Annotated in this window: 28 protein-coding genes and 1 other RNA gene; 18 read left to right on the plus strand and 11 right to left on the minus strand. The window is 67.0% G+C overall.

Annotation, left to right across the window (positions count from 1 at the left end; all coding sequences use genetic code 11):
- From RX333_RS06085 to RX333_RS06100, 4 genes are all read left to right on the plus strand, one after another.
- On the plus strand, window positions 1–874 hold an 874-nt coding region (locus tag RX333_RS06085), incomplete at its 5' end, for a hypothetical protein (RefSeq protein ID WP_316014034.1).
- A 56-nt stretch (window positions 875–930) separates the two neighbouring features.
- Entirely contained in the window at window positions 931–1,347 is a 417-nt protein-coding gene (gene ruvX / locus RX333_RS06090) for a Holliday junction resolvase RuvX (RefSeq protein ID WP_316014152.1), read from the plus strand.
- Window positions 1,344–1,577, plus strand: a complete 234-nt coding sequence (locus RX333_RS06095; RefSeq protein ID WP_316014035.1) for a DUF1289 domain-containing protein — start codon at window positions 1,344–1,346, stop codon at window positions 1,575–1,577. The genes ruvX and RX333_RS06095 overlap by 4 nt, the downstream gene beginning before the upstream one ends.
- 88 nt (window positions 1,578–1,665) lie before the next feature.
- Complete coding sequence (locus tag RX333_RS06100; protein WP_316014036.1) at window positions 1,666–2,340, plus strand: TIGR02281 family clan AA aspartic protease; 675 nt, start codon at window positions 1,666–1,668, stop codon at window positions 2,338–2,340.
- 884 nt (window positions 2,341–3,224) lie between these two features.
- Here RX333_RS06100 and RX333_RS06105 read toward each other — a convergent pair.
- The 4 genes from RX333_RS06105 to thyX all read right to left on the minus strand — a co-directional run bounded on the left by RX333_RS06105 (window position 3,225) and on the right by thyX (window position 8,312).
- The gene (locus tag RX333_RS06105) at window positions 3,225–5,408 is read right to left on the minus strand and encodes a thiamine pyrophosphate-dependent enzyme (protein ID WP_316014037.1); all 2,184 of its coding nucleotides are present in this window, start codon (window positions 5,406–5,408) and stop codon (window positions 3,225–3,227) included.
- A gap of 44 nt (window positions 5,409–5,452) precedes the next feature.
- Window positions 5,453–6,334, minus strand: coding sequence for a glycosyltransferase family 2 protein (locus RX333_RS06110; protein ID WP_316014038.1), 882 nt, complete (start codon window positions 6,332–6,334; stop codon window positions 5,453–5,455).
- 197 nt (window positions 6,335–6,531) lie between these two features.
- Window positions 6,532–7,389: a glycosyltransferase family 2 protein gene (locus RX333_RS06115; RefSeq protein WP_316014039.1), complete on the minus strand. Its 858-nt coding sequence runs from the start codon at window positions 7,387–7,389 to the stop codon at window positions 6,532–6,534.
- 8 nt (window positions 7,390–7,397) lie between these two features.
- Window positions 7,398–8,312: an FAD-dependent thymidylate synthase gene (gene thyX, locus RX333_RS06120; protein ID WP_316014040.1), complete on the minus strand. Its 915-nt coding sequence runs from the start codon at window positions 8,310–8,312 to the stop codon at window positions 7,398–7,400.
- Window positions 8,313–8,382: 70 nt separating this feature from the next.
- Between thyX and RX333_RS06125 the strand changes: the two genes are divergently transcribed.
- The 3 genes from RX333_RS06125 to ssrA all read left to right on the plus strand — a co-directional run bounded on the left by RX333_RS06125 (window position 8,383) and on the right by ssrA (window position 10,037).
- On the plus strand, window positions 8,383–9,225 hold the full coding sequence (locus tag RX333_RS06125) for a DUF817 domain-containing protein (RefSeq protein ID WP_316014041.1): 843 nt from the start codon (window positions 8,383–8,385) through the stop codon (window positions 9,223–9,225).
- Complete coding sequence (locus RX333_RS06130; RefSeq protein ID WP_316014042.1) at window positions 9,222–9,659, plus strand: VOC family protein; 438 nt, start codon at window positions 9,222–9,224, stop codon at window positions 9,657–9,659. Before RX333_RS06125 ends, RX333_RS06130 begins: the two co-directional genes overlap by 4 nt.
- 10 nt (window positions 9,660–9,669) lie before the next feature.
- Window positions 9,670–10,037, plus strand: a transfer-messenger RNA (tmRNA) gene (gene ssrA, locus RX333_RS06135).
- A gap of 8 nt (window positions 10,038–10,045) precedes the next feature.
- Here ssrA and RX333_RS06140 read toward each other — a convergent pair.
- Together RX333_RS06140 and RX333_RS06145 are read right to left on the minus strand one after the other, a co-directional pair.
- Window positions 10,046–11,059: a permease gene (locus RX333_RS06140; RefSeq protein ID WP_316014043.1), complete on the minus strand. Its 1,014-nt coding sequence runs from the start codon at window positions 11,057–11,059 to the stop codon at window positions 10,046–10,048.
- Complete coding sequence (locus RX333_RS06145) at window positions 11,052–11,369, minus strand: metalloregulator ArsR/SmtB family transcription factor (protein WP_316014044.1); 318 nt, start codon at window positions 11,367–11,369, stop codon at window positions 11,052–11,054. The genes RX333_RS06140 and RX333_RS06145 overlap by 8 nt, the downstream gene beginning before the upstream one ends.
- Window positions 11,370–11,489: 120 nt before the next feature.
- On the opposite strand from RX333_RS06145, the gene RX333_RS06150 reads away from it, so the two are divergent.
- The 5 genes from RX333_RS06150 (at window position 11,490) to RX333_RS06170 (ending at window position 14,361) form a co-directional block, all read left to right on the plus strand.
- Window positions 11,490–11,957, plus strand: a complete 468-nt coding sequence (locus RX333_RS06150) for an SspB family protein (RefSeq protein ID WP_316014153.1) — start codon at window positions 11,490–11,492, stop codon at window positions 11,955–11,957.
- A gap of 70 nt (window positions 11,958–12,027) precedes the next feature.
- On the plus strand, window positions 12,028–13,419 hold the full coding sequence (gene fumC / locus RX333_RS06155) for a class II fumarate hydratase (RefSeq protein ID WP_316014045.1): 1,392 nt from the start codon (window positions 12,028–12,030) through the stop codon (window positions 13,417–13,419).
- Between the two features lie 83 nt (window positions 13,420–13,502).
- On the plus strand, window positions 13,503–13,673 hold the full coding sequence (locus RX333_RS06160; RefSeq protein ID WP_316014046.1) for a DUF4169 family protein: 171 nt from the start codon (window positions 13,503–13,505) through the stop codon (window positions 13,671–13,673).
- Window positions 13,670–14,095, plus strand: coding sequence for a GNAT family N-acetyltransferase (locus tag RX333_RS06165; protein WP_316014047.1), 426 nt, complete (start codon window positions 13,670–13,672; stop codon window positions 14,093–14,095). The genes RX333_RS06160 and RX333_RS06165 overlap by 4 nt, the downstream gene beginning before the upstream one ends.
- Window positions 14,092–14,361, plus strand: a complete 270-nt coding sequence (locus tag RX333_RS06170; protein WP_316014048.1) for a ribbon-helix-helix domain-containing protein — start codon at window positions 14,092–14,094, stop codon at window positions 14,359–14,361. The genes RX333_RS06165 and RX333_RS06170 overlap by 4 nt, the downstream gene beginning before the upstream one ends.
- Here RX333_RS06170 and RX333_RS06175 read toward each other — a convergent pair.
- The 3 genes from RX333_RS06175 to RX333_RS06185 are packed head-to-tail and all read right to left on the minus strand — an operon-like array spanning window position 14,284 to window position 17,545.
- Window positions 14,284–15,561: a cytochrome P450 gene (locus RX333_RS06175; RefSeq protein WP_316014049.1), complete on the minus strand. Its 1,278-nt coding sequence runs from the start codon at window positions 15,559–15,561 to the stop codon at window positions 14,284–14,286. The two genes, RX333_RS06170 and RX333_RS06175, sit on opposite strands and share 78 nt — an antisense overlap.
- On the minus strand, window positions 15,558–16,739 hold the full coding sequence (locus RX333_RS06180) for a hypothetical protein (RefSeq protein ID WP_316014050.1): 1,182 nt from the start codon (window positions 16,737–16,739) through the stop codon (window positions 15,558–15,560). The genes RX333_RS06175 and RX333_RS06180 overlap by 4 nt, the downstream gene beginning before the upstream one ends.
- Window positions 16,740–16,783: 44 nt before the next feature.
- A complete protein-coding gene (locus RX333_RS06185; protein ID WP_316014051.1) occupies window positions 16,784–17,545 on the minus strand; it encodes a cytochrome c biogenesis CcdA family protein in 762 nt (253 codons plus the stop codon).
- Between the two features lie 109 nt (window positions 17,546–17,654).
- On the opposite strand from RX333_RS06185, the gene RX333_RS06190 reads away from it, so the two are divergent.
- The 6 genes from RX333_RS06190 (at window position 17,655) to RX333_RS06215 (ending at window position 21,198) form a co-directional block, all read left to right on the plus strand.
- The gene (locus tag RX333_RS06190; protein ID WP_316014052.1) at window positions 17,655–17,879 is read left to right on the plus strand and encodes a sulfurtransferase TusA family protein; all 225 of its coding nucleotides are present in this window, start codon (window positions 17,655–17,657) and stop codon (window positions 17,877–17,879) included.
- A gap of 70 nt (window positions 17,880–17,949) precedes the next feature.
- Complete coding sequence (gene gatB / locus RX333_RS06195) at window positions 17,950–19,467, plus strand: Asp-tRNA(Asn)/Glu-tRNA(Gln) amidotransferase subunit GatB (RefSeq protein WP_316014053.1); 1,518 nt, start codon at window positions 17,950–17,952, stop codon at window positions 19,465–19,467.
- Window positions 19,468–19,469: 2 nt separating this feature from the next.
- Window positions 19,470–19,898, plus strand: coding sequence for a hypothetical protein (locus RX333_RS06200; RefSeq protein WP_316014054.1), 429 nt, complete (start codon window positions 19,470–19,472; stop codon window positions 19,896–19,898).
- Between the two features lie 88 nt (window positions 19,899–19,986).
- Window positions 19,987–20,220 (plus strand): hypothetical protein, encoded by a 234-nt coding sequence (locus RX333_RS06205; RefSeq protein WP_316014055.1) that lies wholly within the window; start codon window positions 19,987–19,989, stop codon window positions 20,218–20,220.
- Window positions 20,220–20,696, plus strand: coding sequence for a host attachment family protein (locus tag RX333_RS06210; protein WP_316014056.1), 477 nt, complete (start codon window positions 20,220–20,222; stop codon window positions 20,694–20,696). The genes RX333_RS06205 and RX333_RS06210 overlap by 1 nt, the downstream gene beginning before the upstream one ends.
- 1 nt (window position 20,697) lies before the next feature.
- A complete protein-coding gene (locus RX333_RS06215) occupies window positions 20,698–21,198 on the plus strand; it encodes a pyridoxamine 5'-phosphate oxidase family protein (RefSeq protein WP_316014057.1) in 501 nt (166 codons plus the stop codon).
- 23 nt (window positions 21,199–21,221) lie between these two features.
- On the opposite strand, the gene RX333_RS06220 is transcribed toward RX333_RS06215, so the two are convergent.
- A complete protein-coding gene (locus RX333_RS06220; protein ID WP_316014058.1) occupies window positions 21,222–22,637 on the minus strand; it encodes a UdgX family uracil-DNA binding protein in 1,416 nt (471 codons plus the stop codon).
- Window positions 22,634–23,881, minus strand: a complete 1,248-nt coding sequence (locus tag RX333_RS06225) for a putative DNA modification/repair radical SAM protein (RefSeq protein WP_316014059.1) — start codon at window positions 23,879–23,881, stop codon at window positions 22,634–22,636. The genes RX333_RS06220 and RX333_RS06225 overlap by 4 nt, the downstream gene beginning before the upstream one ends.
- Window positions 23,882–23,918 lie beyond the last annotated feature (37 nt).

The raw sequence follows: 23,918 nt of genomic DNA on the forward strand, positions 1-23,918 counted from the left end.
GCGCGAGCGGGCCTCGGCCGGGACCGCGCCTGCCGGCGTCACGCGCATCGCGATGCTGGGCGTGGCGGCTTTGGTCGTCGGCGGCGGGCTTGGCACTTACGCGCTGATCGGTGGGAACGGGCGCCCCGACCTGCCCTTGGCCGGACGAGAGGCGCCGCAGATGCGCCCGTCGCAAGAGGTCGCTGAGCGCTTCGTCGCCGCCGAGACCCCGCCGCCCGAGCTGTCCGACCGCGACGCGGAACTGCTCGGCCGCCTGCGCGAGATCATCGAGGAGCGCCCGACCGACCTGCAGGGCCGCCGCCTGCTCGCACAGAGCTACATGCAGATCGGCGTCTTCGCCGAGGGTCGCGCCATCCAGCAGGAGGTCGTGGAACTCCAGTCAAATCCGGCGGGCGAGGATCTCGCCGCGCTGGGCGAGTTCATGGTGGTCGCCGCGGGCGGCTATGTCTCGCCCGAGGCGGAGGTCGTCCTCGGCCGCGCGGTCGAGGCGCTGCCCGGCGACGTGTGGTCGGCCTACTACCTCGCCCGTGCGCTGGCGCAGCAGGACCGGTTGGCGGAGGCCGAGGCCGCTTTCGACGAGTTGGCCGCCCGCGACCTGCCGCAGGACCTGGCGTTGGCCGTGTCGGAGGATCGCAGCCGTCTCGCCATCGCCGCGGCCCCGGAAGCCGAACAGCAGGCGCGCATCGCCGACATGGTGGCGGGGCTCGCCGCACGGCTCGAGGCGGAAGGCGGCACGCTGGAGGAATGGCTGCGCCTGATCCGCGCCTACGAAGTGCAGGGCCAGCGCGGACAAGCCGACGCCGCGCGTACCGCGGCCTCCGCCGCTTTCGCGAACGCCCCGGATGCGCTCGCCCGGATCGGCGGTGCGCCGTGAGCGTCTCGGACACGCCCCAGGCGCTGGTCGCCGCCCTGCCCCGGTCGGGCGCGCTGATGGGGCTCGACCTGGGCACCAAGACGATCGGCGTCGCGCTGTCGGACGGGCTGCGCATGGTCGCGACGCCGCAAATGGTGGTGCGACGCAAAAAGTTCACGCTCGACGCCGCCGCTCTGATCGAGTTCGCCGCCAGCCGTGACGTCGCTGGCATCGTGCTGGGCCTGCCGCGCAACATGGACGGCTCCGAGGGACCGCGCGCGCAATCGACACGTGCCTTCGCGCGCAACCTCTCTGGCATCACGGACCTGCCTATCGGGTTCTGGGACGAGCGGCTGTCGACCGTAGCCGCCGAGCGGGCCTTGCTGGAGGCGGACACGTCGCGCGCCAAGCGGGCCGAGAAGATCGACGCGGTCGCGGCCTCCTATATCCTGCAGGGCTTTCTCGACCGGCTGCGGCACATGGGGGCGGGATGAGCGACGAGGTGTGGAAGCGCGACGAGATCGAGAGCCCTTGCGTCAAGATCTGCGTGATCGACCCGGCCTCGCGCCTGTGCGTAGGCTGTCACCGCACGATCGATGAGATCGGCGGCTGGTCGCGACTCAATCCGGCGGAGCGGCGGCGGATCATGGGAGAGTTGCCGGAGCGGGCGGCGCGCCACGCGCCCAAACGCCGTGGCGGGCGCGCCACGCGCCTGCGGGACTGATCGAAATTCATCGCGAATTAACTTGGCCTTAAGATGCCGATGGCGCAATGTGGTCCGAAGATCACGCGGATTTGGGGATACGCGAGATATGTTCTGGCCGATCACATTGCTGTTCGCGGTCGTCTTCAGCGGCCTTGTCGTGTCCGGCGCGCTCGACGCGCTGTCGCCGGTGACGCAGTTCGCGATGACCGTCTGCATCTGCACCGCCGCCGCCTGCATCGCGGTGACGCGCGGTTTCATGCACAACGGTCGGATGCCCGTGCTGCCCATCGTCTGGGCCTGTACGGCGATCATCCTCGTGGGCACGTACAGCTTCCGCAACCAGGGGGAGCTGCTGGCCCTGTCGATCCTGCAGCAGCCGGTGGAGGAGCAGACCCAGCCCGCCAGCCTGCGGCCCGAGGTCATGCTGATGCGCGCCTGGGACGGCCATTTCCGGGCCGTGGCCGATATCGACGATACCGCCGTCGGCCTGCTGATCGACACCGGCGCGTCGCTGGTGCTGCTGCGCTATGACGATGCGCGGCGAATCGGGCTGGGGGATGCGGATCTCGACTTCACCCGCCCCGTGACGACGGCGAACGGGCGCAGCTTCGTCGCACCCGTCACCTTCGACGAGATTCGCATCGGCGGCGTCGTGGTGCGCGATGTGGAGGGAGCGGTGGCCCAGCCGAACCAGCTGCATACCAGCCTGCTCGGCATGTCCTTCATCGAACAGCTGAGCGAAGCCTCGATCCGTCAGGACCGCATCATCCTGCGCAACTGAGGCCACGTGGCGAAGAACGGTCGTGTCCGGCGCGCATGGCCAGAGCGGCTGGTCCTTTCACCCGTGGCATGGCCGAGCGCTAGATCAGCTCGGCCCTTTGCGTGGCAAAACTATGCACGGGTTGCGGGAAGCTGTGGCCGCGCGGATACTTCAGCAATCGGTGTTTTCGGGACCCGCAGGACCGGTCAGATCTGCTCGTTCGTGTGAAACCGATCGCCCTGCGATTTTGCCGACAGACCGCACCGACGGCCCGGGCTTGTGAGAGCATATTCTGCGCCCGCCGGTTCGCACCTCCACCTGCGGGCGACGTAGTCAGCGGCGGGCGGCCCCGATGAATGGCGACGACTCCGAGTACACTGTACCGACCCAGCCGAGTCCGATCGCCTCGCCGCAGGGCCGACAGGTTATACCCAAGTAGGCTTACCCGAAGAACCCTATGCCCCTCCCCGCCCCCCTCGGCTTCACCGGCGGGGGAGGCAATCACCGGCCGGCGATCCGGCAGAGAAGAGAAGTGTGAGATATCCGCTGCCGAGCCCGTGTTGCCCCGATGATACCGATCAGCCTGCCTTTTTCCCAGCCGACCGCCCTCACGGCATCGCGCGAGTAAGACCGACCTGCCGCCGTTCCACCTCGCGGCCTTACCCGACAACGCCGTCGTCACCAGCGGGCGATCCCGATGGGAGGTGCAAGTCATGCGGCACCGACCGCCGACTGTCTTGCCGAGGGCAATACCGATCGCCCTGCCCCGTACCGGCAGGTCACGCCCACAGCATTTCGCCTCCGAGACCAGATACCCGCCCAGTGTCTCGCCGCTACATCGATGACCAATGCGATGACCGGCAGGCGATCCCGAGAGAGAGCGCAAGGCCTCTGGAGCAGTGCGCCTACTTCCCGAGCAAGGTTCGCGCCGCCCGGACGATCGCATCGCGTGACGGCAGCGTCGAGGCATAGGCGGGACCGGTCGCGATGAAGCTGTCCTCCGCCGTCACACGCGCCATCGGACCGTTTCTCCGTTCGGCGAAGAGGGCCATCAGCGCCTCCGCCTGACCTCCGGTGCGGCGGCACTCGTCGACGATCAGGACGGCGGCGCAATCCGCGATCGCGGCGAGGAGGCTCTTCTCCGGCATGGGGGCGAGCCAGCGCAGATCGACGATGCGCGCGTCGATCCCGGCCTCGGCGAGGTCGGCCTGCGCCTGTGTCGAGAGGTAGCGTCCGTTCCCGTAGGTCACGATGGCGAGGTCCGTCCCCTCCCCGTGCACCCCGACCTCGCCCAGCGGCAGGCGTCGGTCCGGCGCGGGATAGGTCCGCATCCAGCCTCCGTCGCCCTCCGCCATGAGATCGCGCATGGGATAGAGCGCGATGGGCTCGACGAAGACGACGACGCGGTTCTCTTCGCGAGCCAAGCGCACGCTCTCGCGCAGCATCATCGCGGCCTCCGCCCCGTCCGAGGGGCAGGCGATCACGATACCGGGAATATCGCGCAGCACGGCGAGCGAGTTGTCGTTGTGGAAATGCCCGCCGAACCCCTTCTGGTAGCCCAGCCCCGCGATGCGCAGCACCATCGGATTCGCGAACTGGCCGTTGGAGAAGAACGGCAGGGTCGCCGCCTCGCCGCGCAGCTGGTCCTCGGCATTGTGGAGGTAGGCGAGGAACTGGATCTCGGGCATCGGGACGAACCCGTTATGCGCGAGGCCGAGGGCAAGGCCGAGGATGCTCTGCTCGTCGAGGAGCGTGTCGACCACGCGGTCCGCGCCAAAGCGTTTCTGCAGGCGCTGCGTGACGCCGTAGACCCCGCCCTTGCGGCCCACATCCTCGCCCATCACGACGATCTCGTCATGGGTCAGCATCAGGTCGGTCAGCGCCCAGTTGATGAGGCGCGACATGGGCTGGGGTGTGTCGAGATTGCGGGCATCCGCGCCGAAGGTCGCAATCCGTTGGTCGGCCTCCGGGCCGTTCACCCGCGGTGCGGGCCGCGCGGGGGGCAAGATGCTGGACATGACCGCGGCGGCGCCTTGCAGGGGCGGGTGGGCGGCCACCTCCTCCGACAGGGCGGAGATGCGGACGCGGGTCTCATCGTAGAGGGCGAGCGCGTCGCGCGCACTCATCACCCCCGCGTCGCGCAGGAGACGAGCCGAGTGCAGCAGCGGATCGCGCGCCTCCTCCGCCTCGACCTGCGCGAGCGGCAGGTAGCTGGTGGCGAGGTCGGCCCCGGCATGACCGTAGAGGCGGACGGTCGAGAGGTGCAGCACCGCGGGCCGACGCTGGCTACGCACATAATCCGCGGCCGCGCGCGCCACCGCGAAGGTCGCGTAAAGATCGCAGCCATCGGCGGAGAAGTACCGCAGGCCGGGCCGCGCGCGCAGGGTATCGGCGACCCAGCCCTTCGGGGTGGGGGTCGAGATGCCGATGCCGTTATCCTCGCACACGAACAGCAGCGGCAGCGGCGCCGCCTGGCGGGCGGTCCAGCAGGCGGCGTTGATCGTGCCTTGCGCCGTGGAATGGTTCAGCGAGGCGTCGCCGAAGGAACACATCACGATCCCGTCCTCGGCAAGCTGACGCAGCGCGGGCGCGCGCCGGCGGGCGAGGCCGATGGAATAGGCGGCGCCCATCGCCTTGGGCAGGTGGCTGGCGATCGTCGAGGTCTGCGGCGGGATGGCGAGCGCCTTGGAGCCGAGCACCTTGTGCCGCCCGCCCGATATCGGATCATCCGCCGCGCAGGCGAAGCTGAGCAGCATGTCGCGCACGGCGTCGATGCCGTCGACGCGCTCGGCGCGGGCAAGCTGGAACGCCGCGTCCCTGTAATGAAGGAAGGCCATGTCGTCAGTGCGCAGCGCCTCGGCCACCGCCGCCATCCCCTCGTGCCCGCTCGATCCGATGGTGTAGAAGCCCCGCCCGGCCTTCTGCATGTCGCGCGCGGTCAGGTCGAGCGCGCGGCTCTGGCATTGCGCCGCGAACAGGGCGCGGGCGCGATCCGGGCGCAGCCCGTCGACCGGCGTGGGTCCGGCTGGCAGGTCGTCGGCTTCGAGCCGGTTGCGGAACTGCGTCTCGACGATGCTGGTACGATCCACTCTGTGTCCTTCGCATAGTGGGGGGCGGGAAGTGACGAATGGGCTCAGCGCCCGCGATAGGGCTCCGACAGGAAGCCGAGGGAGCCGCGCAAGCCGCCCCATCCGGCGAAGAGCTTTTCCCACGCCTGATGGATGCGGCACGGCGCCGTCTCGCGGCTCCAGATCGTCGACTTGGCCAGCGACATAGGTACGGCCGCCAGGCGCGAGTGTCGCTTAGACAGGATATAGACGCGGCTTTCCGCCCGCCGTAGCGCCCGCCGCAGGTGGAACATTCGCGTCAGGCGCGCGGCGGTCCAGAACTCATCCGCGACCATCTCGTCGCACCAGACGAACCGGACACCGGCAGCCCTCGCACGCCCGAAGAGGTCGCTGTCCTCTCCCCCGACGAAACGCAACCGCGGATCGAACCGCAGCGCCAGCCCGTCCGCATCGAACAGATGCCGCCGGCAGACCGTTTTTCCTGCTTCAATGGTCTTGGAGACCGCGCCGGTCGGTTTGCGGTTCTCGTCGAAGGGTGAATACCAGGCAGACGGCGACGTCTCGTAGGCGCGGGTTACCGGCCCGGTGATCACATCTGCGCGGTCGCGACGGATCTCGGCCGTCAGCGCCTCGACCCACCCCGGCTCGGCCTGCTCGTCATCGTCGATGAAACCGATCCAGTCGCAGTCCATGTCGAGGGCGGTCTCGATGGCCCTGTTGCGCGCCGAACTGAGACCCGGTTCGGGTTCCTGCACGTAGATCACGCGCGGGCCAAGGCTGTCGCACAAGGCTTTCGCCTTCGGTTGGTCGTCGTTCTCGCAGACGATCAGGTCGCGACGAACGCGGTCGGGCACCTTCTGCCGGAGCAGCGAACGAAGACAAGCCTCCAGCAATTCAGGCCGGTGACGGGTGCATATCGTGAGCGTGATGTGCAGGTCGAAGATCACGAGCATTCACTCAGCAAGTCTGTGAGCAAGGAACCGCGTCCGAAGCCAGGTCGCCTGCCATCCGACGAATTGGGACACCGTCGGCATGTGCGAGGGTGTGGGGCCATCATGCGGCGCTGCCATCAGCGAGCGCCCCGTAAAGCTTCCCGAACGCGACCGGTCATCGCGTTCGCGTAGCCGGAAATCTGCCACGCCTTTCAAGCGCCGCTCAAAAGTCGGCGACGGCCAAGGTGGCGATCGAAGGGAAACGTGATCGTGCCCAGAACGGTCGCGGACGATGCGATCCGCGACGCGAAATTCCGCACGGTCTTGCGCCTCGATTTCGATTCGCCGACCTGGCGGACGAGGCGGTCGTACTTGTTTTCCGCAAGCCGCTGGGCGCGTCTCAGCTGACCTTTCACGGCCGCCCGCTCGGCCGGCCACCACTCCACCGCCGCCATCTCCTCACACCATACGAATCCCATTCCTGCCGATCGCGCACGCAAAAACAGCTCGGAGTCGGAACCGCCCCTGAACCGCAGAGCGTGGTCGAACCGAAGGCCGAGACCGTCCACGGCGAAGAGAGAGCGGCGACAGACGGTATCGTTCGTTCCTGCAGACGAGATGGTGGTTCCCGTCGGCTTCGGCTCGCGCTCCTCGGACAGGACCCATTGCGGGATCGGCGGATCGGAATAGGGGAATGCCGGGCCGGTGATTACATCCGCGCGGTCGCGGCGGATCTCGACGACCATCGCGTCGGCCCAGCCCGGCTCGGCCTCTTCGTCATCATCGAAGAATCCGATCCAGTCGCATCCGGTTTCGAGCGCCCGTTCGACGGAAGTGTTGCGCGCGGGGCTGAGACCGGGCTCGGGCTCCTGCACGTAGATCACGCGGGAGCCGAGGCTGTCGCAAAGCGGCTTGGACTTCGGCTCGGTATCGTTTTCGCAGACGACGAAGTCGAGGCGGACACCGTCCGGGACCGGCTGGTCGATGAGCGATGTGAGGCATTTTTCCAGCAGGTCGAGCCGGTTGCGTGTGCAGATCGTGAACGTGATGTGGAGCGGCTGCGCTGTCATCTCGGGGTTCAGCCCTTCGCATCCAGCGCCGCGCGGAACTCCCGCCACTCGCCCGGCGACATGCCGCTGTGGGCTTGCTCTACCGTCTCTCCGGCCAGCATCCGGCGCAGGCAGTCCAAGCCGCGGGCCGAGAACTGCGCGCCGCCGAGCCGGTAATCCTCGAAGGCGGCATAGGCGTGCGGCACCCAGTCGGCGACGATGCGGCAGATCGCGTCGGCATAGACGCGGATCTCGTATTGCGCATGGGCGTCGGCGCGCAGGCGCAGGAAGTGGAAGAGGTTGTGCAGGTCCACCTTCCAGTACCACTGCGTGTAGACATTCGCGGGAAGGTTCATGCGGGCGAGCTCGCGGGCCAGACCCTCCTGCCCCTCTTGGCTGAGCATGGCCTCGTAATTGTCGTAGGACCGGGTCGAATCCGCGCGCAGGATGTCGAGGACGCGGGCGGCCTCCTCACCCTCCAGTACCGCGCCGCGGCCCTGGTTGTTGACGCTCGACTGCGCGGCGAGCTGCTCGGGCGCGGGGATGTAGAACTCCCGGTCGAGGATCGAGTAGCGCGCGGAGTATTCGTTGACGTTGGCGGTGCGGTGCCGGATCCACTGGCGCGCGACGAAAACAGGCAGCTTCACATGCAGCTTGATCTCGCACATCTCGAAGGGCGTGGAGTGCCAGTGGCGCATGAGGTAGCGGATCAGGCCCGCATCGTTCTGCACCGCCTTCGTGCCCTTGCCGTAGGAGACGCGGGCCGCCTGCACGATGGCGCTGTCGTCGCCCATGTAGTCGATGACCCGGACGAAACCGTGATCGAGCACTTCATGCGCGCGGTAGAGATGCGCCTCCATCCCCGGCACGGTGGCGCGCAGGGTCATGCTCTCGCCGCTGCGGGCCGCCTCGATCTCGGCCTGTTGGTCGGGGGTCAGGGGCATGGGGCTCTCCGCCTTGTTCCGGGGTGCGAAATCGGGTCTTTCATCCCGAACGGTATAGGGGGCCAGAGGGATGGGGAACAACCCTTCGCAGCTCGCCATCGAGCGGCGGCTGGGCGACTGGATGCGCCCGCGCCTGCCCGACAGGTTCGCGGAATTCGTGATGTTCGGGCTGAAGCAGGGCTGGGCCTGCCTGTTCGGCGGGCTGATGCTGGCGCTGCTGATCGGCACGCATCTGGTCTGGCGGGATGCGTGGGGACTGAGCCGCTACGATTTCCTCGTGACCGCGGCGGTGGCGATTCAGGTCCTGTTCCTCGCCACCGGGCTCGAATCGTGGCGAGAGGCGGGTGTGATCGTGCTGTTCCACGTCTCGGGCACGATCATGGAGGTCTTCAAGCTGCGCATGGGCTCGTGGGACTATCCCGATACCGGCGTGCTGGAGATCGCGGGCGTGCCGCTGTTCAGCGGGTTCATGTATGCCTCGGTCGGGTCCTACATGGCGCGGGTGATCCGGCTGTTCGACATGCGCTTCGCGCCCTATCCGCCTGAGTGGCTGGGGTGGCTGCTAGGGCTCGCGATCTACCTCAACTTCTTCTGGCACCATTTCGGCCCGGACCTGCGCTACCTGCTGATGGGCGCGACTGTGCTTGTCTTCGGGCGGACATGGGTCGAGTACACCGTCACGCGGCGGCACCGGATGCCGCTGGTGCTGGCGGCGGGGCTGTCCACCATCTTCCTGTGGCTGGCGGAGAGCGTGGGCACCGCGACGGGCACCTGGGTCTATGCCGGGCAGGCCGATTTCGGCCTCGCGCCGATCGCGAAGGCTGGATCGTGGTATCTCCTTCTCTATGTGAGTTTCGTGCAAGTGGCGATCGTCTACCGCGACCGCCTGCAAACCAGGGAGAATGCCGGATGAGCATCGAGTACCTCCACACGATGGTCCGCGTGCGCGACATCGAGGAATCCAAGAAGTTCTATTGCGACCTGCTGGGCCTGAAGGAGCGGCGGCGCATGGACAACGAGGGCGGGCGCTTCACGCTGGTCTTCCTCTGCCCGCCGGGTCAGGACGACGGCACCGCCGATGTCGAGCTGACCCACAACTGGGACGGCGACGATGCGCTGCCCGACGACAGCCGCCATTTCGGACATCTCGCCTACCGGGTCGACGACATCTACGAGACCTGCCAGCGGCTGATGGATGCGGGCGTGACGATCAACCGCCCGCCGCGCGACGGGCACATGGCCTTTGTCCGTTCGCCCGACAACATCTCGATCGAGCTGTTGCAAAAGGGCGATGCGAAGGAGCCGCAGGAGCCCTGGGCCTCGATGGGCAATACCGGGCACTGGTAAGCGCATCCGGGCGCTTGAAACGGCGCCCGGCCACCGCTACATTTGTCGGGTTCCTTCGGGGACTATGGCGATAAACGCGCATGTAATAAGCGGCTCGGACCCGGGGGCGGTACCCGGCGGCTCCACCAATCGCGGCCTTGGCCGTGCAACCCGTCATTTGCGGGACGATGGGGCCGAAACAGTATCGACGGACGTCTAAAGATGTAGCTTTCGCTCGGTGAGATACCACCGTTATCGGTTCAAACAGTATAGTTGCAAATGACAACCATGCTCCGGTGGCAGTCGCCGCGTAAGCGGTGCCTAATACCGAAACTTAAGTCTTAGCGCCTTGCAGCGTTGAGCGGGGTTCGCAGGCACCTGGCAACAGAAGCCTGCACTTTCTCCTCCTATCCCGCCACCGCCCAGCCATAGGCGAGGCCCGCGATCGTCGCGCCCGTCATGCCGAGGCCGAGATAGAGCGCGAAGACGCGGGGTTTGATGAGGCTCCACACCGCGGCCATCGCCGGGACCGAACTGATTGCACCGCCGATCATGAAGGCCATCGCGGCGGCGGCCGACATCCCCTCCTGCATCAATCCGCCGACCAGCGCGGGCGCGGCGTAGGAGTTCAGGTAGGCGGGCATCCCGAGCAGCGCGGACAAGGCGACCGTCGGGATCCCGTCCTCGCCGACGAGGCCGGCGATCGCCCCTGCGGGCAGGTAGCGGACCATCAGCGCCTCGATCAGATAGGCCAGGGTCAGCCATTTCAGCAGGAACACGGCGTTCTCCGTCAACTCGCGGCGGAAAGTCTCGCGCCGCTTGGCTTCCTCCCAGAACCGCCAGTGCGGGCGACCGTCGAAGCGGGGGCCGCAGCCGCATCCGGGCGTGCTGCGCGGGCGCAGGGGGTCGGAGATGCCCTCCTGGAACAGGCGCATCGCGAACCCGCCGAAGAGACCGAGCGCCACGGCGGCCAGCGCCTTGGCCACCGCGAAATGCCAGCCGAGCTCGCCCGCCGTGATCATCAGGCTGGGCGGATCGATCAATGGCGAGGCGAGCCAGAACGCCATGACCGGCGCGAGCGGCACACCGACCGCCAGCAGCCCCGTGATGAAGGGGATCACCTCGCACGAGCAGAACGGCGCCAGCCCGCCCATCAGTGCGGCGAGCACGATGGCGCGGCTCTGACGCCCCTCGAAGGCACCGCGGATGGCGCATTCGGCCCCGGTCGCCTTCAACGCCGCGATCATCAGCACGGCGACCGCGATGAACGGCAAGGTGCCCATCAACGCGCGGACCGCGAAGGCGAGCGTATCGGGCAAGGCCGTCGGGTCGAGCAGCGCCACACCGAGCGGTATGGCGGCGATCAGCCACCATGCACTCGGGCGCAGGGCCTGGCGGGTTGCGAGAGACATGTCAGACATCGGTCGTCTCCTCGGTGCGGGCCGTGTCCTCGACGCAGCATTCGTTCAGGACGAACCGGGCGAGTGCCTCCAGCCTGTCGAACCGGGCGCGGTTGCGCACGGTGCGCCCCTCCCGCGTCTGCTCGACCAGATCGGCCGCCGTCAGGAAACGCAGGTGATGGGCGAGGGTCGACGGCGCGATGCCCGTGCGGACCTGGATGTCGCCGACGGTCAATCCGCCCTGCCCCGCCCGCACCAGTGCGGTCACGACCTCCAGCCGGGCCTCGGATCCCAGCGCGGCGAATCCTTGTGCGGCGATTTCGGTCTGCATGACACCCCATTATTCGATAAAACTAGTTTTATAGTTATATTTTTACGACCGCGTTTGCAATCCCCCCTGTCGTGCCCGGTCGAATCGGCTATGGTCGAACAAGCCGATGACGGGGGTTCGATGAGCGCGCAGATCAATTACGGCCACATGATGCACCGCGCCTTGCAAGGGTTGCTGCGCGACGTGTTGCAGCGCGTCGCGGATGAGGGACTGCCCGGCGCGCATCATTTCTTCATCACCTTCGACACCACCCATCCGGGCGTCGACCTCGCCGACTGGCTGCGGGAGCGGTATCCGGAGGAGATGACGATCGTCATGCAGGAGTGGTTCGACAACCTCGCCGTCATGGACGATCGCTTCGCCGTCACGCTGAATTTCGGCAACTCGCCCGAGCCGATGGTGGTGCCTTTCGATGCGGTAAAGACCTTCGTCGATCCATCGGTCGAGTTCGGCCTGCGCTTCGAGCCGCAGGACGGCCCGCCGCCTGCCGATGCGGAACCCGACCCCGTTGCCGAGGAACCGGTCGAGGAAAGCCCGCCAGACCGCAGCGCCGATGTCGTGAGCCTCGACAGCTTCCGCAAGAGCTGACGCCCGCGTTGCCGTGGCCCGCGCCTGCCGCTAAGACGGGCGCCGAGCACAACCGGCAAGAGGCATTCCCATGACCCAGACCCGTACCGAGACCGACAGCTTCGGACCGCTGGAGGTCCCCGCCGACAAGTACTGGGGCGCGCAGACGCAGCGCTCCATCCTCAACTTCCCCATCGGTTGGGAGAAGCAGCCCGTGGCCCTGGTCCGCGCGCTGGGCGCGATCAAGCAGGCGGCGGCGCAGGCCAACATGGCGCAGGGCAGCCTCGATCGGAAGATCGGCGATGCCATCGTCGAGGCGGCGTCCGAGGTCTGGGCGGGCAAGCTCGACGACAACTTCCCGCTGGTGGTCTGGCAGACCGGGTCGGGCACGCAGTCGAACATGAACGCCAACGAGGTCATCGCCAATCGCGCGATCGAGATCCTGGGCGGTGAGATCGGGTCGAAGGACCCGGTACACCCGAACGATCACTGCAACATGTCGCAAAGCTCCAACGACACCTTCCCTACGGCCATGCACATCGCCGCCGCGACCACCGCGACCGACGTGCTGATGCCGGGACTGGAGAAACTGCACGGCGCGCTGGACGAGAAGGCCAAGGCCTTCGCCGACATCATCAAGATCGGGCGCACCCACACGCAAGACGCGACGCCGCTGACGCTGGGCCAGGAATTCGGCGGCTATGCCTACCAGGTCGAGCAGGGCATCGCGCGCGTCCGCCAGGCGCTCAAGAACATCTATCCGCTGGCCCAAGGCGGCACGGCGGTCGGCACCGGGCTGAACACCAAGGAAGGCTTCGCCGAGACGGTCGCGGCGAATATCGCCGAGATCACCGGCCTGCCCTTCGTCACCGCGCCCAACAAGTTTGAGGCGCTGGCCGCCCACGACGCGGTGGTGGAGATGTCGGGCGCGCTCAAGACCGTCGCCGCTTCGCTCTTCAAGATCGCCAACGACATCCGACTGCTCGGCTCCGGGCCCCGTTGCGGCCTGGGCGAGCTGATGCTGCCCGAGAACGAGCCGGGCTCCTCGATCATGCCGGGCAAGGTGAACCCCACCCAGTGCGAGGCGCTGACGCAGGTTTGCGCGCACGTAATGGGCAACGACGCGGCCATCGGCTTCGCCGGGTCGCAGGGTCATTTCGAGCTGAACGTCTACAAGCCGATGATGATCTACAACCTGCTGCAATCCATGCAGCTGCTCGGCGATGCGGCGGTGGCCTTCACCGACAACTGCGTGAGCGGGATCGAGGCGGACGAGGAGCGGATCTCGAAGCTGATGTGGGAAAGCCTGATGCTGGTCACGGCGCTGGCGCCAGAGATCGGCTACGACAACGCCACCAAGGTCGCCAAGACAGCGCACAAGAACCGCACGACGCTGAAGGAAGAGGCGATTGCGCTGGGCTTCGTCGATGCCGAGACCTTCGACCGGGTGGTGCAGCCCAAGGACATGCTCGGCCCGAAATAGACCGGATACCCCCTCCCCCGCCCTGCGGGGGAGGATCGGGCTGGGGGCTTGCGCCGCTCACGCGCACAGGCGACATTCGCGCCATGAGCAACGTCACCAACCTCAATCGCTTCCGCAAGGCGGCGGCCCGCACCGAGAAGAAGGTACAGGCCGACCGCAATGCTGCGTTCCACGGCATGACGAAGGCGGAGAAGGATCGCGCGCGGACCGAGGCCGCACGCGCAGCCCGCGATCACGACGGCAAGAAGCGGTGATCCGGCCTGCAACGCCTAATGATCTGGCGGAGGCGACGCGGATCTCGCACGCCGCCTATGACCGATATGTCGCCGAGCTGGGTGAAGATCTGCCGCCGCGCGTGCAGGACTTTGCGCCCGAGATCGAGGCCGCGCATCTGTGGGTCTGCGATGGCGGGCTGATCTGTGCGAGACCCCATGATGGCGACTGGCTGATCGAGAACGTCGCCGTCGAGCCCGCGCGGCAGCGCGAGGGGATCGGCCGCAACCTGATCGCGGCGATGGAGGCGGAAGGGCGCAGGCGCGACTTTACGCGCGTCGTGCTCTACACCAACGAGAGGATGGTCGAGAACCTCGCCCTCTATCCCCGGCTGGGCTACGCGGAAACCCATCGCGCGGTCGAGGACGGGCGGCCCCGCGTGTGGTTCGCGAAGGACCTGTGAGCGGGCCTGAGAAACATTCGGTGACGCTGCGCGGCCATCGGACCTCGATCAGCCTGGAGCCGGAGTTCTGGCAGGCGTTCCGCGCGATCGCCGCGCGGCGCGGGCTGTCGCTGAATGCGCTGGTCAGCGAGGTGGACGAAAGCCGGGACATGGAGACCGGCCTCGCCTCCGCCATCCGGGTCCATGTGCTACGCGACGCGCTCGGTGAACCGCAGCCGGATGCCGTCGGCGGAACGGACGGTAAGGTGAGCGACGGGTCGCGGTAGGTCGCCCTCGATCGGCTCGACGCGCCATTTCTGCACGATCATGGCGAGGAACAGCACGCCCTCAGCGGTGGCGAAGCCCGCGCCAGGGCAGATGCGCGGGCCTGCCGAGAAAGGAAACCACGCCTCGGACGGGACGGCGCGCGACCAGCGGTCGGGGTCGAAGGCGTGTGGATCGTCCCACACCCGCTCGCTGCGGCCCGTATGCCAGGGCGACAGGATGACCGGATCGCCGGGACGCACGGGGCGGTCGCGCAGGCTGGTGGACGCGGCACTCTCGCGCGGCAGCATCGGCACGGGCGGGTAGAGGCGCAGCACCTCCCGCCAGACGTCGCGGGTGAAGGGAAGCTGGCGGAAATCGGGGATCTCGCCCGTCCCGACCTCGGCCACGACGCGGTCTTGGGTGGCAGGGTCGAGGGCGAGGCATAAGAGCGCCCAACTGAGCGCGCTGGCCGAGGTCTCGTGCCCCGCCAGCAGGAACATTACCGCGTTGTCGAGCAGCGCCTCGGGCGACAGCGCGCCGAGGCGGGCGATCATGTCCTCCTCGTCGCCGGTGCGCGCCGCCAGCATGCGAGCCATGACCTGCCGAAGCCGTGCCGCCTCGCGCTGCCCGCGGCGGCGCCTCGGCAACCAGTCGGGCAGGCGCATCACGTCAATCGGCGAGGCGAGCGGTTGCACGCGCTGGTAAGCGCGGAAGGTCTCGAACACCTCGCCCGCCAGCGCATCGTCGATCGGGCGGGAGAACATGGCCCGCAGGATCACGTCGGCGGTGACGCGGGCGGTCAGTTCCTCAACCTCCACCACACCGGGCGCGATCCCCTGAAGCATCCGCTCCCCCGCCTCCCGCATGCGCGGCAACATCTGGCGCACGCGTCCGCCGGAAAAGGCGGGGTCGATGATCGCACGGCCACGTGCCCATTCCGGGCCGTTGGTCACGAAGACCGAGCGCCCCAGCAGCGGCGCGAGCGTGCGGGCGAGGACCCGGCTCTTGGGAAAGGCGTCCGCTTCCGCCAGCACGTGCCGTGCCACCTCAGGCTGGACCACAGTGAAGCTGCGATAGCGCGGGGCGCGCAGTTCTGCCATCTGCGCACGATAGAGGCGCTCGGGCTGGCTGGCGAAGATGTCGCGTCGAAACCTGCGCCAGCGCGCGAGGATCGAGATCCCCGGCGGGCGGCTGTCGGGCATGGGAGGGATCACGCTCACGAAGTCGACTTGTAGCGGCTGGTGGGTCGCGTCCGGCGGCTGGCGCTCGACCCGCGCCAGCCAAAGCGGTCGCGCAAGGTCATCGCGCCCGCCGTGATGCGGAAGTAATCGTAGTCGCCCGGTCGGTCGAAGGCGCACATGTACTGCACATGCTTGCGGAAGAAGCGGAAGCGCTTGCGGCCGAGCTGCGTGTCGGACAGCGTCTCGGTATAGGCGGCGGAGATCACGGTGGGATTGGCGTCGCCCTCGCGCGCCACGCCCGACACGGCCACCGGATCGCACAGCGCGAAACAGGCGCCGTCCGCGGGGGCGGTCACGTCGAGCCAATAGATGGCCTCGTTTCGCGCGACCTCGGCCAGATCGCGGCGCAGGTCGGTGGCGGTCGGCAGGAAACTGACCATCGGCACGGCATGTCCGAGCGTGAGCAGCGACAACTCGCCCTGCCCCCGGCGCGCGAGTTCGGCCGCGACGTGGACGGCAAGCGCAGCGCCCGAGGAATGGCCGATCAGCAGGATCTCGTCTGCGCCGGCTTCCGCCTCGACGATATCCGCCCAGTCTGAGATGCGTGCGGCTAGGCCCATTGGCATCCGGCCGCCATGCCGTGCGGCATAGGCGAAATCGCTCATCAGGTAATTGCCGAGAAACCGGTCCGCGTCGAGCTTCCACAACAGGCGCATCAGGCCCACGAACACCACCAGTCCGACCACGAAGTCGATGCCGGGCGGGCACAGCCGATGCACCACCACCGACGTGAAGAAGGCGATGTTGAAATAGGTCATCAGCATGAAGATCGGATAGATGGCGAGCAGCATCGGTTGATAGCGCAACGCGACCAACCGGAAGAAGGCGCCAGAGAAGATGTAGATCGCCGCCGTGCGCCACATCAGCCAGTATGCATGCAGGATGCTGTCGCTCATCGCGTCGCGCACGAGGTCGGACCAGCCCAGAAAGCGCAGCGCGCCCTCGCTGTCCTGGCCGTCTTCGGTCAGGCGCGCGCGCCAGCCATAGGCGTCGCCCGGCCAAGGGGTGCCGTCGACATACAGATCGTAGCCCGAAATCGCCGCCTGCTGACGCCCCTGATCCCGATAGAGCTCGCGATAGCGGCGCGCTCCGCTCGGGTCGAAGCCGGGGATGAAGAAGGCCGCACGGCGGCGGACGGGACGGGCAGGCTCGCTCATGACCTCCGGGATAGCCCGCGTGCCTTGAGCCGGAAAGGGATAATTCAGCCGAAACTGGCGAGCGCCGGGAAGCGTTCGAGCAGCCAGAAGCTGAGATCGGTGAACGCCCCCGTCAACATCATCACGCCGACGATCAGCAGCAGCACGCCCATCGCCTTCTCGATCGCGCCCATGTACGGGCGAATGCGGGTCATCGCCGACATGAACCGGCGCAGGAAGATCGCGGCCAGCAGGAATGGGATACCGAGGCCTGCGGCATAGAGGGCCATCAGCGCGATCCCGCGGCCCACGCTCGCCTCCTGCGCGGCGAGGCTGAGGATGGAGCCGAGGATCGGACCGATGCACGGTGTCCAGCCGAAGGCGAAGGCGAGGCCGAGGATATAAGCCCCCAGCGGGCTGCCGCCGCGATTGCCGACCTCGACACGGGCCTCGCGGTAGAACAGCGCGATGCGGAACACGCCGAGGAAATGCAGGCCGAACACGATGACCACCGCGCCCGCGACCATCGCGAATTCGCGCTGGTAGATCAGCAACGCCCGCCCGATCTGCGAGGCGGCGGCTCCCATGATGAGAAAGACGGTCGAAAGGCCCAGCACGAAGAACAGCGCGGCCTGGATGACGTTGCGCCGCTGTGGATCGGTGCGGTCCGCATCCGTCAGCTCGGTCATGGAAGCCCCGGCCATGTAGGCGAGATAGGGCGGCACGATGGGCAGGACGCAGGGGCTGAGGAAACTCATCAGCCCCGCGATCATCGCGATCAACAGGGCGGTGCCCATCGAGGCGTCGAGGATTTCCAGTCCGAACATCGCGATCTCCCGTTCCGCGGCCTAGATAGCGGAGCCGCGTGGGCATGGCGAGTGTCACGCCCTCACATTCCCGTTTGCGCCCGGATCGCGGCGGGCTTATGGCGAAGGGATGGACCACGAACTCGACGCGACCGGCCTCTTGTGCCCCCTGCCCGTCCTGAAGGCGCGCAAACGCCTGCAGGCGCTCGCCCCCGGCGAGGTATTGCGGGTGCTGACGGACGATCCGGCCGCCGTGGTCGACATCCCGCATTTCTGCGCGGAACAGGGTCATGCGCTTCACGATGACGGCGTGCAAGGGGCCGCGCATCGCTGGCGAATCGTGAAGGGCGGATAGCGCCGCCCTTGCCGCCCCCCGGCCCCGCCGCTAGAACCGCGCGCAGTGAGCCGATGCGAGAGGGCGGGACATGAGCGAACTGACCTATACCGAACCGAAGCCCAAGGTGATCGCCGGAGCGACCGGCGACTGGGAGCTGGTGATCGGCATGGAGGTCCATGCGCAGGTGTCGAGCAAGGCGAAGCTCTTCTCCGGTGCCTCGACCGAGTTCGGGGCCGAACCCAACTCCAACGTGGCCCTCGTCGATGCGGGGCTGCCGGGAATGCTGCCTGTCATCAACCAGTATTGCGTCGAGCAGGCGATCCGCACCGGGCTGGGGCTGAAGGCGGAAATCCATCTCGAAAGCGCCTTCGACCGGAAGAACTATTTCTATCCCGACCTGCCGCAGGGCTACCAGATCAGCCAGCTCTACCACCCGATCGTCGGCGAGGGGGAGATCCTGGTGGACATGGAGCCCGGCATCGGGCGCAAGGTGCGTATCGAGCGCATTCACCTGGAGCAGGATGCGGGCAAGTCGGTGCACGACATGGATCCGCACATGTCCTTCGTCGACCTGAACCGCACGGGCGTCGCGCTGATGGAGATCGTCTCCCGCCCCGATATCCGGGGACCAGAGGAGGCGGCGGAATACGTGCGCAAGCTGCGCCAGATCCTGCGCTATCTGGGCACCTGCGACGGCAACATGCAGAACGGAAACCTGCGCGCGGACGTCAACGTCTCGGTCTGCCGTCCGGGCGATTACGAGAAATACCAGGAGACGCAGGATTTCTCGCATCTCGGCACGCGCTGCGAGATCAAGAACATGAACTCCATGCGCTTCATCCAGCAAGCTATCGACTACGAGGCCAAGCGGCAGATCGCGATCCTGGAGGATGGCGGCACCGTCGATCAGGAAACGCGGCTCTACGACCCGACCAAGGGCGAGACGCGCTCGATGCGGTCGAAGGAGGAAGCGCATGACTACCGCTACTTCCCCGACCCCGACCTGCTGCCGTTAGTGGTCGAGCAGAAGCTGGTCGACGATATCGGCGCCCGCCTGCCCGAGCTGCCCGACGAGAAGAAGGCGCGGTTCGTGCTGGACTACGGCATGACCGAGTATGACGCCGGCGTCCTGACGGCCGAGACCGAGAGCGCCGATTTCTTCGAGGCGGTGGCGGACGGGCGCGACGGCAAGATGGCGGCGAACTGGGTCATCAACGAGCTGTTCGGGCGTCTGAACAAGCAGGACCTGTCGCTCGCCGACAGCCCGGTTTCGGCCCGCCAGCTCGGCGGCATCGTCGATCTGATCGGCAAGGGCGACATCTCGGGCAAGATCGCGAAGGACCTGTTCGAGATCGTCTGGACCGAAGGCGGCGACCCGGCCGAGATCGTCGAGACGCGCGGCATGAAGCAGGTGACGGATACCGGCGCGATCGAAGCGGCTGTCGACGACGTGATCGCCGCGAATCCCGCTCAGGTGGAAAAGGCGCAGGCCAATCCTAAACTTGCGGGGTGGTTCGTCGGTCAGGTCATGAAGGCCACCGGCGGCAAGGCGAATCCGCAGGCCGTGCAGGCCATCGTGCGGAGCAAACTGGGTCTGGAGGACTGATTTTGGCCGAGATGGAATACAAGGTCGTGCCGCTGCCCGCGACCCCGCGCAAGTACAAGGGCGTCAAGAACTCGGTCGATCGGATGACCCGGACCTTCACCGATGTCCTCAACGAAGAGGCGCGCGGGGGGTGGATCTACGTCCGCGCCGAGCAGGTGGAGACGGAAGTGAAGCGCGGGATGCTGCGCGGCTCGGACGATCTGGATCTGACGATGCTGGTCTTCTCCCGCGAGAAGAGCGGCCGGGCCAGGCCTGCCTCGGCGGCGCGAGTGCGGCATGATCCCGCGCCCGTGAAGGCGCGTCCGGTCGAGGCCGCCAGGCCGATCGAAGCCGAGAGCGAGGACGAGGACGACGAGACCGAAGACGCCACCGCGACCGAAGACGCGGTTCCGCCGACCGGTCGCAAGGTCGAGCCCTACCGGCCCGAGTGAGACATTCGGGTTCCGGGCCGAAAATCCCGGAACCCTGCCCCCGCGCCCCGTGTTTCCTATTCATTGAAGCAATGAATTGGAGACAGCGATGAGCGACGACACCTCCCGGAAATACGAAGGCGAAGCTCCCGAGAGCAAGGGGGAGCGCGAACGCCGCCGTGAACTCGAGGACCAGCTCAAGGCCGACGTCAGCGTCAGCCAGGGCGGTCGCGAGGGCGGACGCCTGCCCCGCGATATCGGAACGCAGGACGAGATGAAGCGCGCACAGGACACCGATGCCGGCGTCACCCGCGTCACCAAGCAGGACGAGGAGGAGAAGTGATGAAGGATCTGCAGGTCAAGGAAGGCACCTGGGTCGTCGTCGCCGATGGCGAGAAGGCTCTGTTCCTCGTCAACAAGGGCGATGCCGAACATCCCAATCTCGACGTCTTCCGCGAGGAGGAGCAGGACAATCCGCCGACGCGCGAGCAGGCTGCCAACCGTCCCGGCCGGTTCAACGACGGCCCGAACGTCCATAGCTCCGCCGTCGACGATACGGACTGGCACCAGCTGGAGAAGGAGCGCTTCGCCAAGGATCTGGCGGACATCCTCTACAAGGCCGCCCATGCCGGCAAATTCGACAAGCTGGTGCTGGCAGCCGACCCCTCGACGCTGGGCGAGCTGCGCAAGGAGTACCACAAGGAGGTGCAGGATCGCCTGGTCGAGGAGATCGACAAGGATCTGACCAATCATCCGATCGACGAGATCGAGAAGATGCTGGCCTATTCCAAGCCCGACAATTTCGACGCGGACCTGTGACATGAGCGATCTGGACCTCGCGCGGAACGACCCGCGCAAGCAATTGTTCGAGCAGCTCGACGGCCACACTGCCGGTATGCTCGGCGTCTCCGGCTCGGGCCAGCACATGCAGCCGATGAGCCATTTCACCGATCCGTCCGGCGGGGCGCTGTTCTTCTTCACCTCGCGGCAGACGGATTTGTTTGCCGCGATGGGTGCGGGGGCCGAGGCGCATTACACCTATGTCGGCGAGGATCACGATTACCACGCCTGCATGCGCGGTCGCCTGAGCGAGGAGACCGATCCGGCGCTGAAGGAGAAGTACTGGAACAGCGTCGTGGCCGCTTGGCTGGGCGAGAAGGATGACCCGGAGGTCGCGTTGTTGCGCTTCCAACTGAAGGACGCGGCGATCTGGGCCTCCACCTCCTCCACCGTCCGGTTCGGCTGGGAAATCTTGCGTTCCAATGTCAGCGACGAACACCAGCCCGATGTGGGCGTGACCAACCACGTCAACTTCGCCTAATACGACCGGGCGGCTGGACGCGTTCAGCCGCCCGCAATCTGCATGGCCGCCCGAAGATCCGCATCGAACCGAGCCAGTTCCTCGGCCTTTCTCTGCGGGTCGGGCAGGCGCAGCAGGTAGGACGGGTGCACGGTGAACGCGGCGCGGCCGCCACCGGGCATCTCGATCACGTCTCCCCGCATATCGGATAACCTGACCGCCCGACCGACGATCGCGCGGGCGGCGCTCGCGCCGAGCGCGAGCGTGAGGTCCGGTTGGACCAGGTCGCGCTCCCGCTCGAACCATTGTCGACAGACATCGATCTCACCCGCCGAGGGGTTCTGGTGGATCCTCCGCTTGCCGCGCACGGTGAACTTGAAGTGCTTCACCGCATTGGTGAGGTAGGTTTGCCCCGCGTCGATCCCCGCGGCCTGCATCCGGTCGCGCAACAGCGTCCCCGCCGGGCCGACGAAGGGGCGCCCGGCGAGGTCTTCCCTGTCGCCCGGCTGCTCCCCGACCAGCATCAGGCGCGCGCGCGCCGGCCCTTCGCCGAACACGGTCTGCGTGGCGGAGCAATGCAGCGGGCAGGCGGTGCAGGTGGCGGCGGCGCGGCGCACCCCGTCGAGCGTGGTCAGGTCCACTTCCCGCTCCGGCCGCTTCATCCTATCGGTGAGCGGCGCGGGCGCGGTGGGCCCGGCATCCTGCATCTGGCGGGCGCGGCCATCGGCCTCGGCCATCAGGCTCGGGATCAGGGCCGCCTCGGGCAGGTTCTTCCAGTATTTCTTCGGCATCTCGGCCTGCATCGCCTTGGGCTTCAACCGCGCGGGATTGAAGATCGCCCGGTAGTAGCCGCGCCACTGGTCCTCGATCGCATCGCTTTCGGGCACTTCCGCCGGTGAGCCGCCGGGTCCGAAGGACAATTCGCCGCCGTCCCAGATGATCCGCGCCTCGGGCGTCAGGATGGCCCAATCCATCCCCGTGAAGCGGTCCACGAAGAAGCCCGCCGTCCGCTGCTCGATGCGATGGCTCGGCTCGAACCAGCTGACGAAGACCTCGCGCCCGTCCCGTTCGCCCAGTTTGCGGAAGCGCACGAAGGCATGCATCTTGTGCAGGTCGCGGCGGATTTCCTTGTCAGTCTTTCGGGCCCAGCGGACCAGGTCGTCGACCTCGTCGGCCAGCGCGCCGGGCTCGCGCTGCAGGCGCAGGAGCAGGCGGTAGAGCTTGGCGAACCGCTCCGGGTCGCGGTGGCATATGATGTTCTGCGCAAGTTGCGGGAAGGCGCGAGGCACACGCAGTTCACCGCGCGGCGGCGGAAGATCGCCCTCGATCGCATCGAAGAGCCCTGCTGCGCCGACCTGCCAATCAACGTCCTCTGCTCCGACCCCGTTCGTGGCCAGCGCGCGCGCCGCCTGACGCCAGCCGTCGTAATCGGTCTGGGATGCAAGCCGCGCCGCGATCATATCAATTGCAGTTGGCGCGCCTTCGGCGCGAAGCTCTGACGCAGGTTGGCGCTGTCCGTCAGCCCGCCCGGCGTCCAGTCCACGCAAGTGACGAAGGGGCGCAGCTTGGCCACACTCTGGACGATCTTCGCGAGATCGGCGAGGCGAAGCGCGCCGAACCGTCGCGCCTTCACGATCCGGTCTACGCCCCGCGTTCCCAGTCCCGGAATCCGCAATAGGAGTTCCTTTGGCGCGCGGTTCACGTCGAGCGGGAAAAGCTCGCGCCGACGAAGGGCCCAGGCCAGCTTCGGGTCGAGATCGAGATCGAGCATACCTCCCTGCCCGCCTTCCATGATCTCATCCCGCTCGAACCCGTAGAACCGCAGCAACCAGTCCGCTTGGTATAGCCGATGCTCGCGCATCAGCGGAGGCCTAACCAGCGGCAGGTCGGCGGACGCATCGGGGATGGGCGAGAAGGCGGAATAGTAGACGCGCTTCAGTTTGTAGCCCGAATAGAGCGTGGTCGAGGTCTTCAGGATCGTCGCATCGTCGGTCTCATCCGCCCCGACGATCATTTGCGTGCTCTGCCCGCCGGGAGCGAAGCGTGGCGGGCGGGCACGGTTGCGCCGGATCTCGATCGGGGAAGGTTTCGCCGCCTCGAGATGATTGCGAAGATCGGCCATTGCGCTGCGGATTTGCGTACCCGACTTCTCCGGCGCGAAATCGGAGATCGCGCGATCGGTCGGCAATTCGATGTTGATGCTGAGCCGATCGGCATAACGCCCCGCCGCCTCGAGCAATTCGGGGCTCGCTTCCGGAATCGACTTGAGGTGAATGTAGCCGCCGAACCGATGCTCTTCGCGCAACTTGCGCGCCACTTCGACCATCTGCTCCATCGTATAGTCGGAATTGCGGATGATGCCCGAGGAGAGGAACAGCCCCTCGATGTAGTTGCGCTTGTAGAAATCCAGCGTCAGTTTGACGACCTCGTCGACCGAGAACCGCGCACGCTGAACGTTCGAGCTGACCCTGTTCACGCAATATCGGCAGTCGTAGATACAAAAATTGGTCAGGAGGATCTTGAGCAGGCTGATGCAACGCCCGTCGGGCGCGTAGCTGTGGCAGATACCGGAACCGGTCGTCGATCCGATCCCCCCCGACGCGCGTGACGTTCGACGCGTCGCGCCCGACGAGGCGCAGGACGCATCGTATTTCGCGGCATCCGCCAGGATTTCGAGCTTTTCCAAGGTGTCGCGCTGGGCCATCGAAGCCTCCTCCGCCGGAACAATACAGGAACATATG

Source organism: Roseobacter sp. HKCCA0434, from assembly GCF_032464675.1.
Classification (GTDB): Bacteria; Pseudomonadota; Alphaproteobacteria; order Rhodobacterales; family Rhodobacteraceae; genus Pontivivens.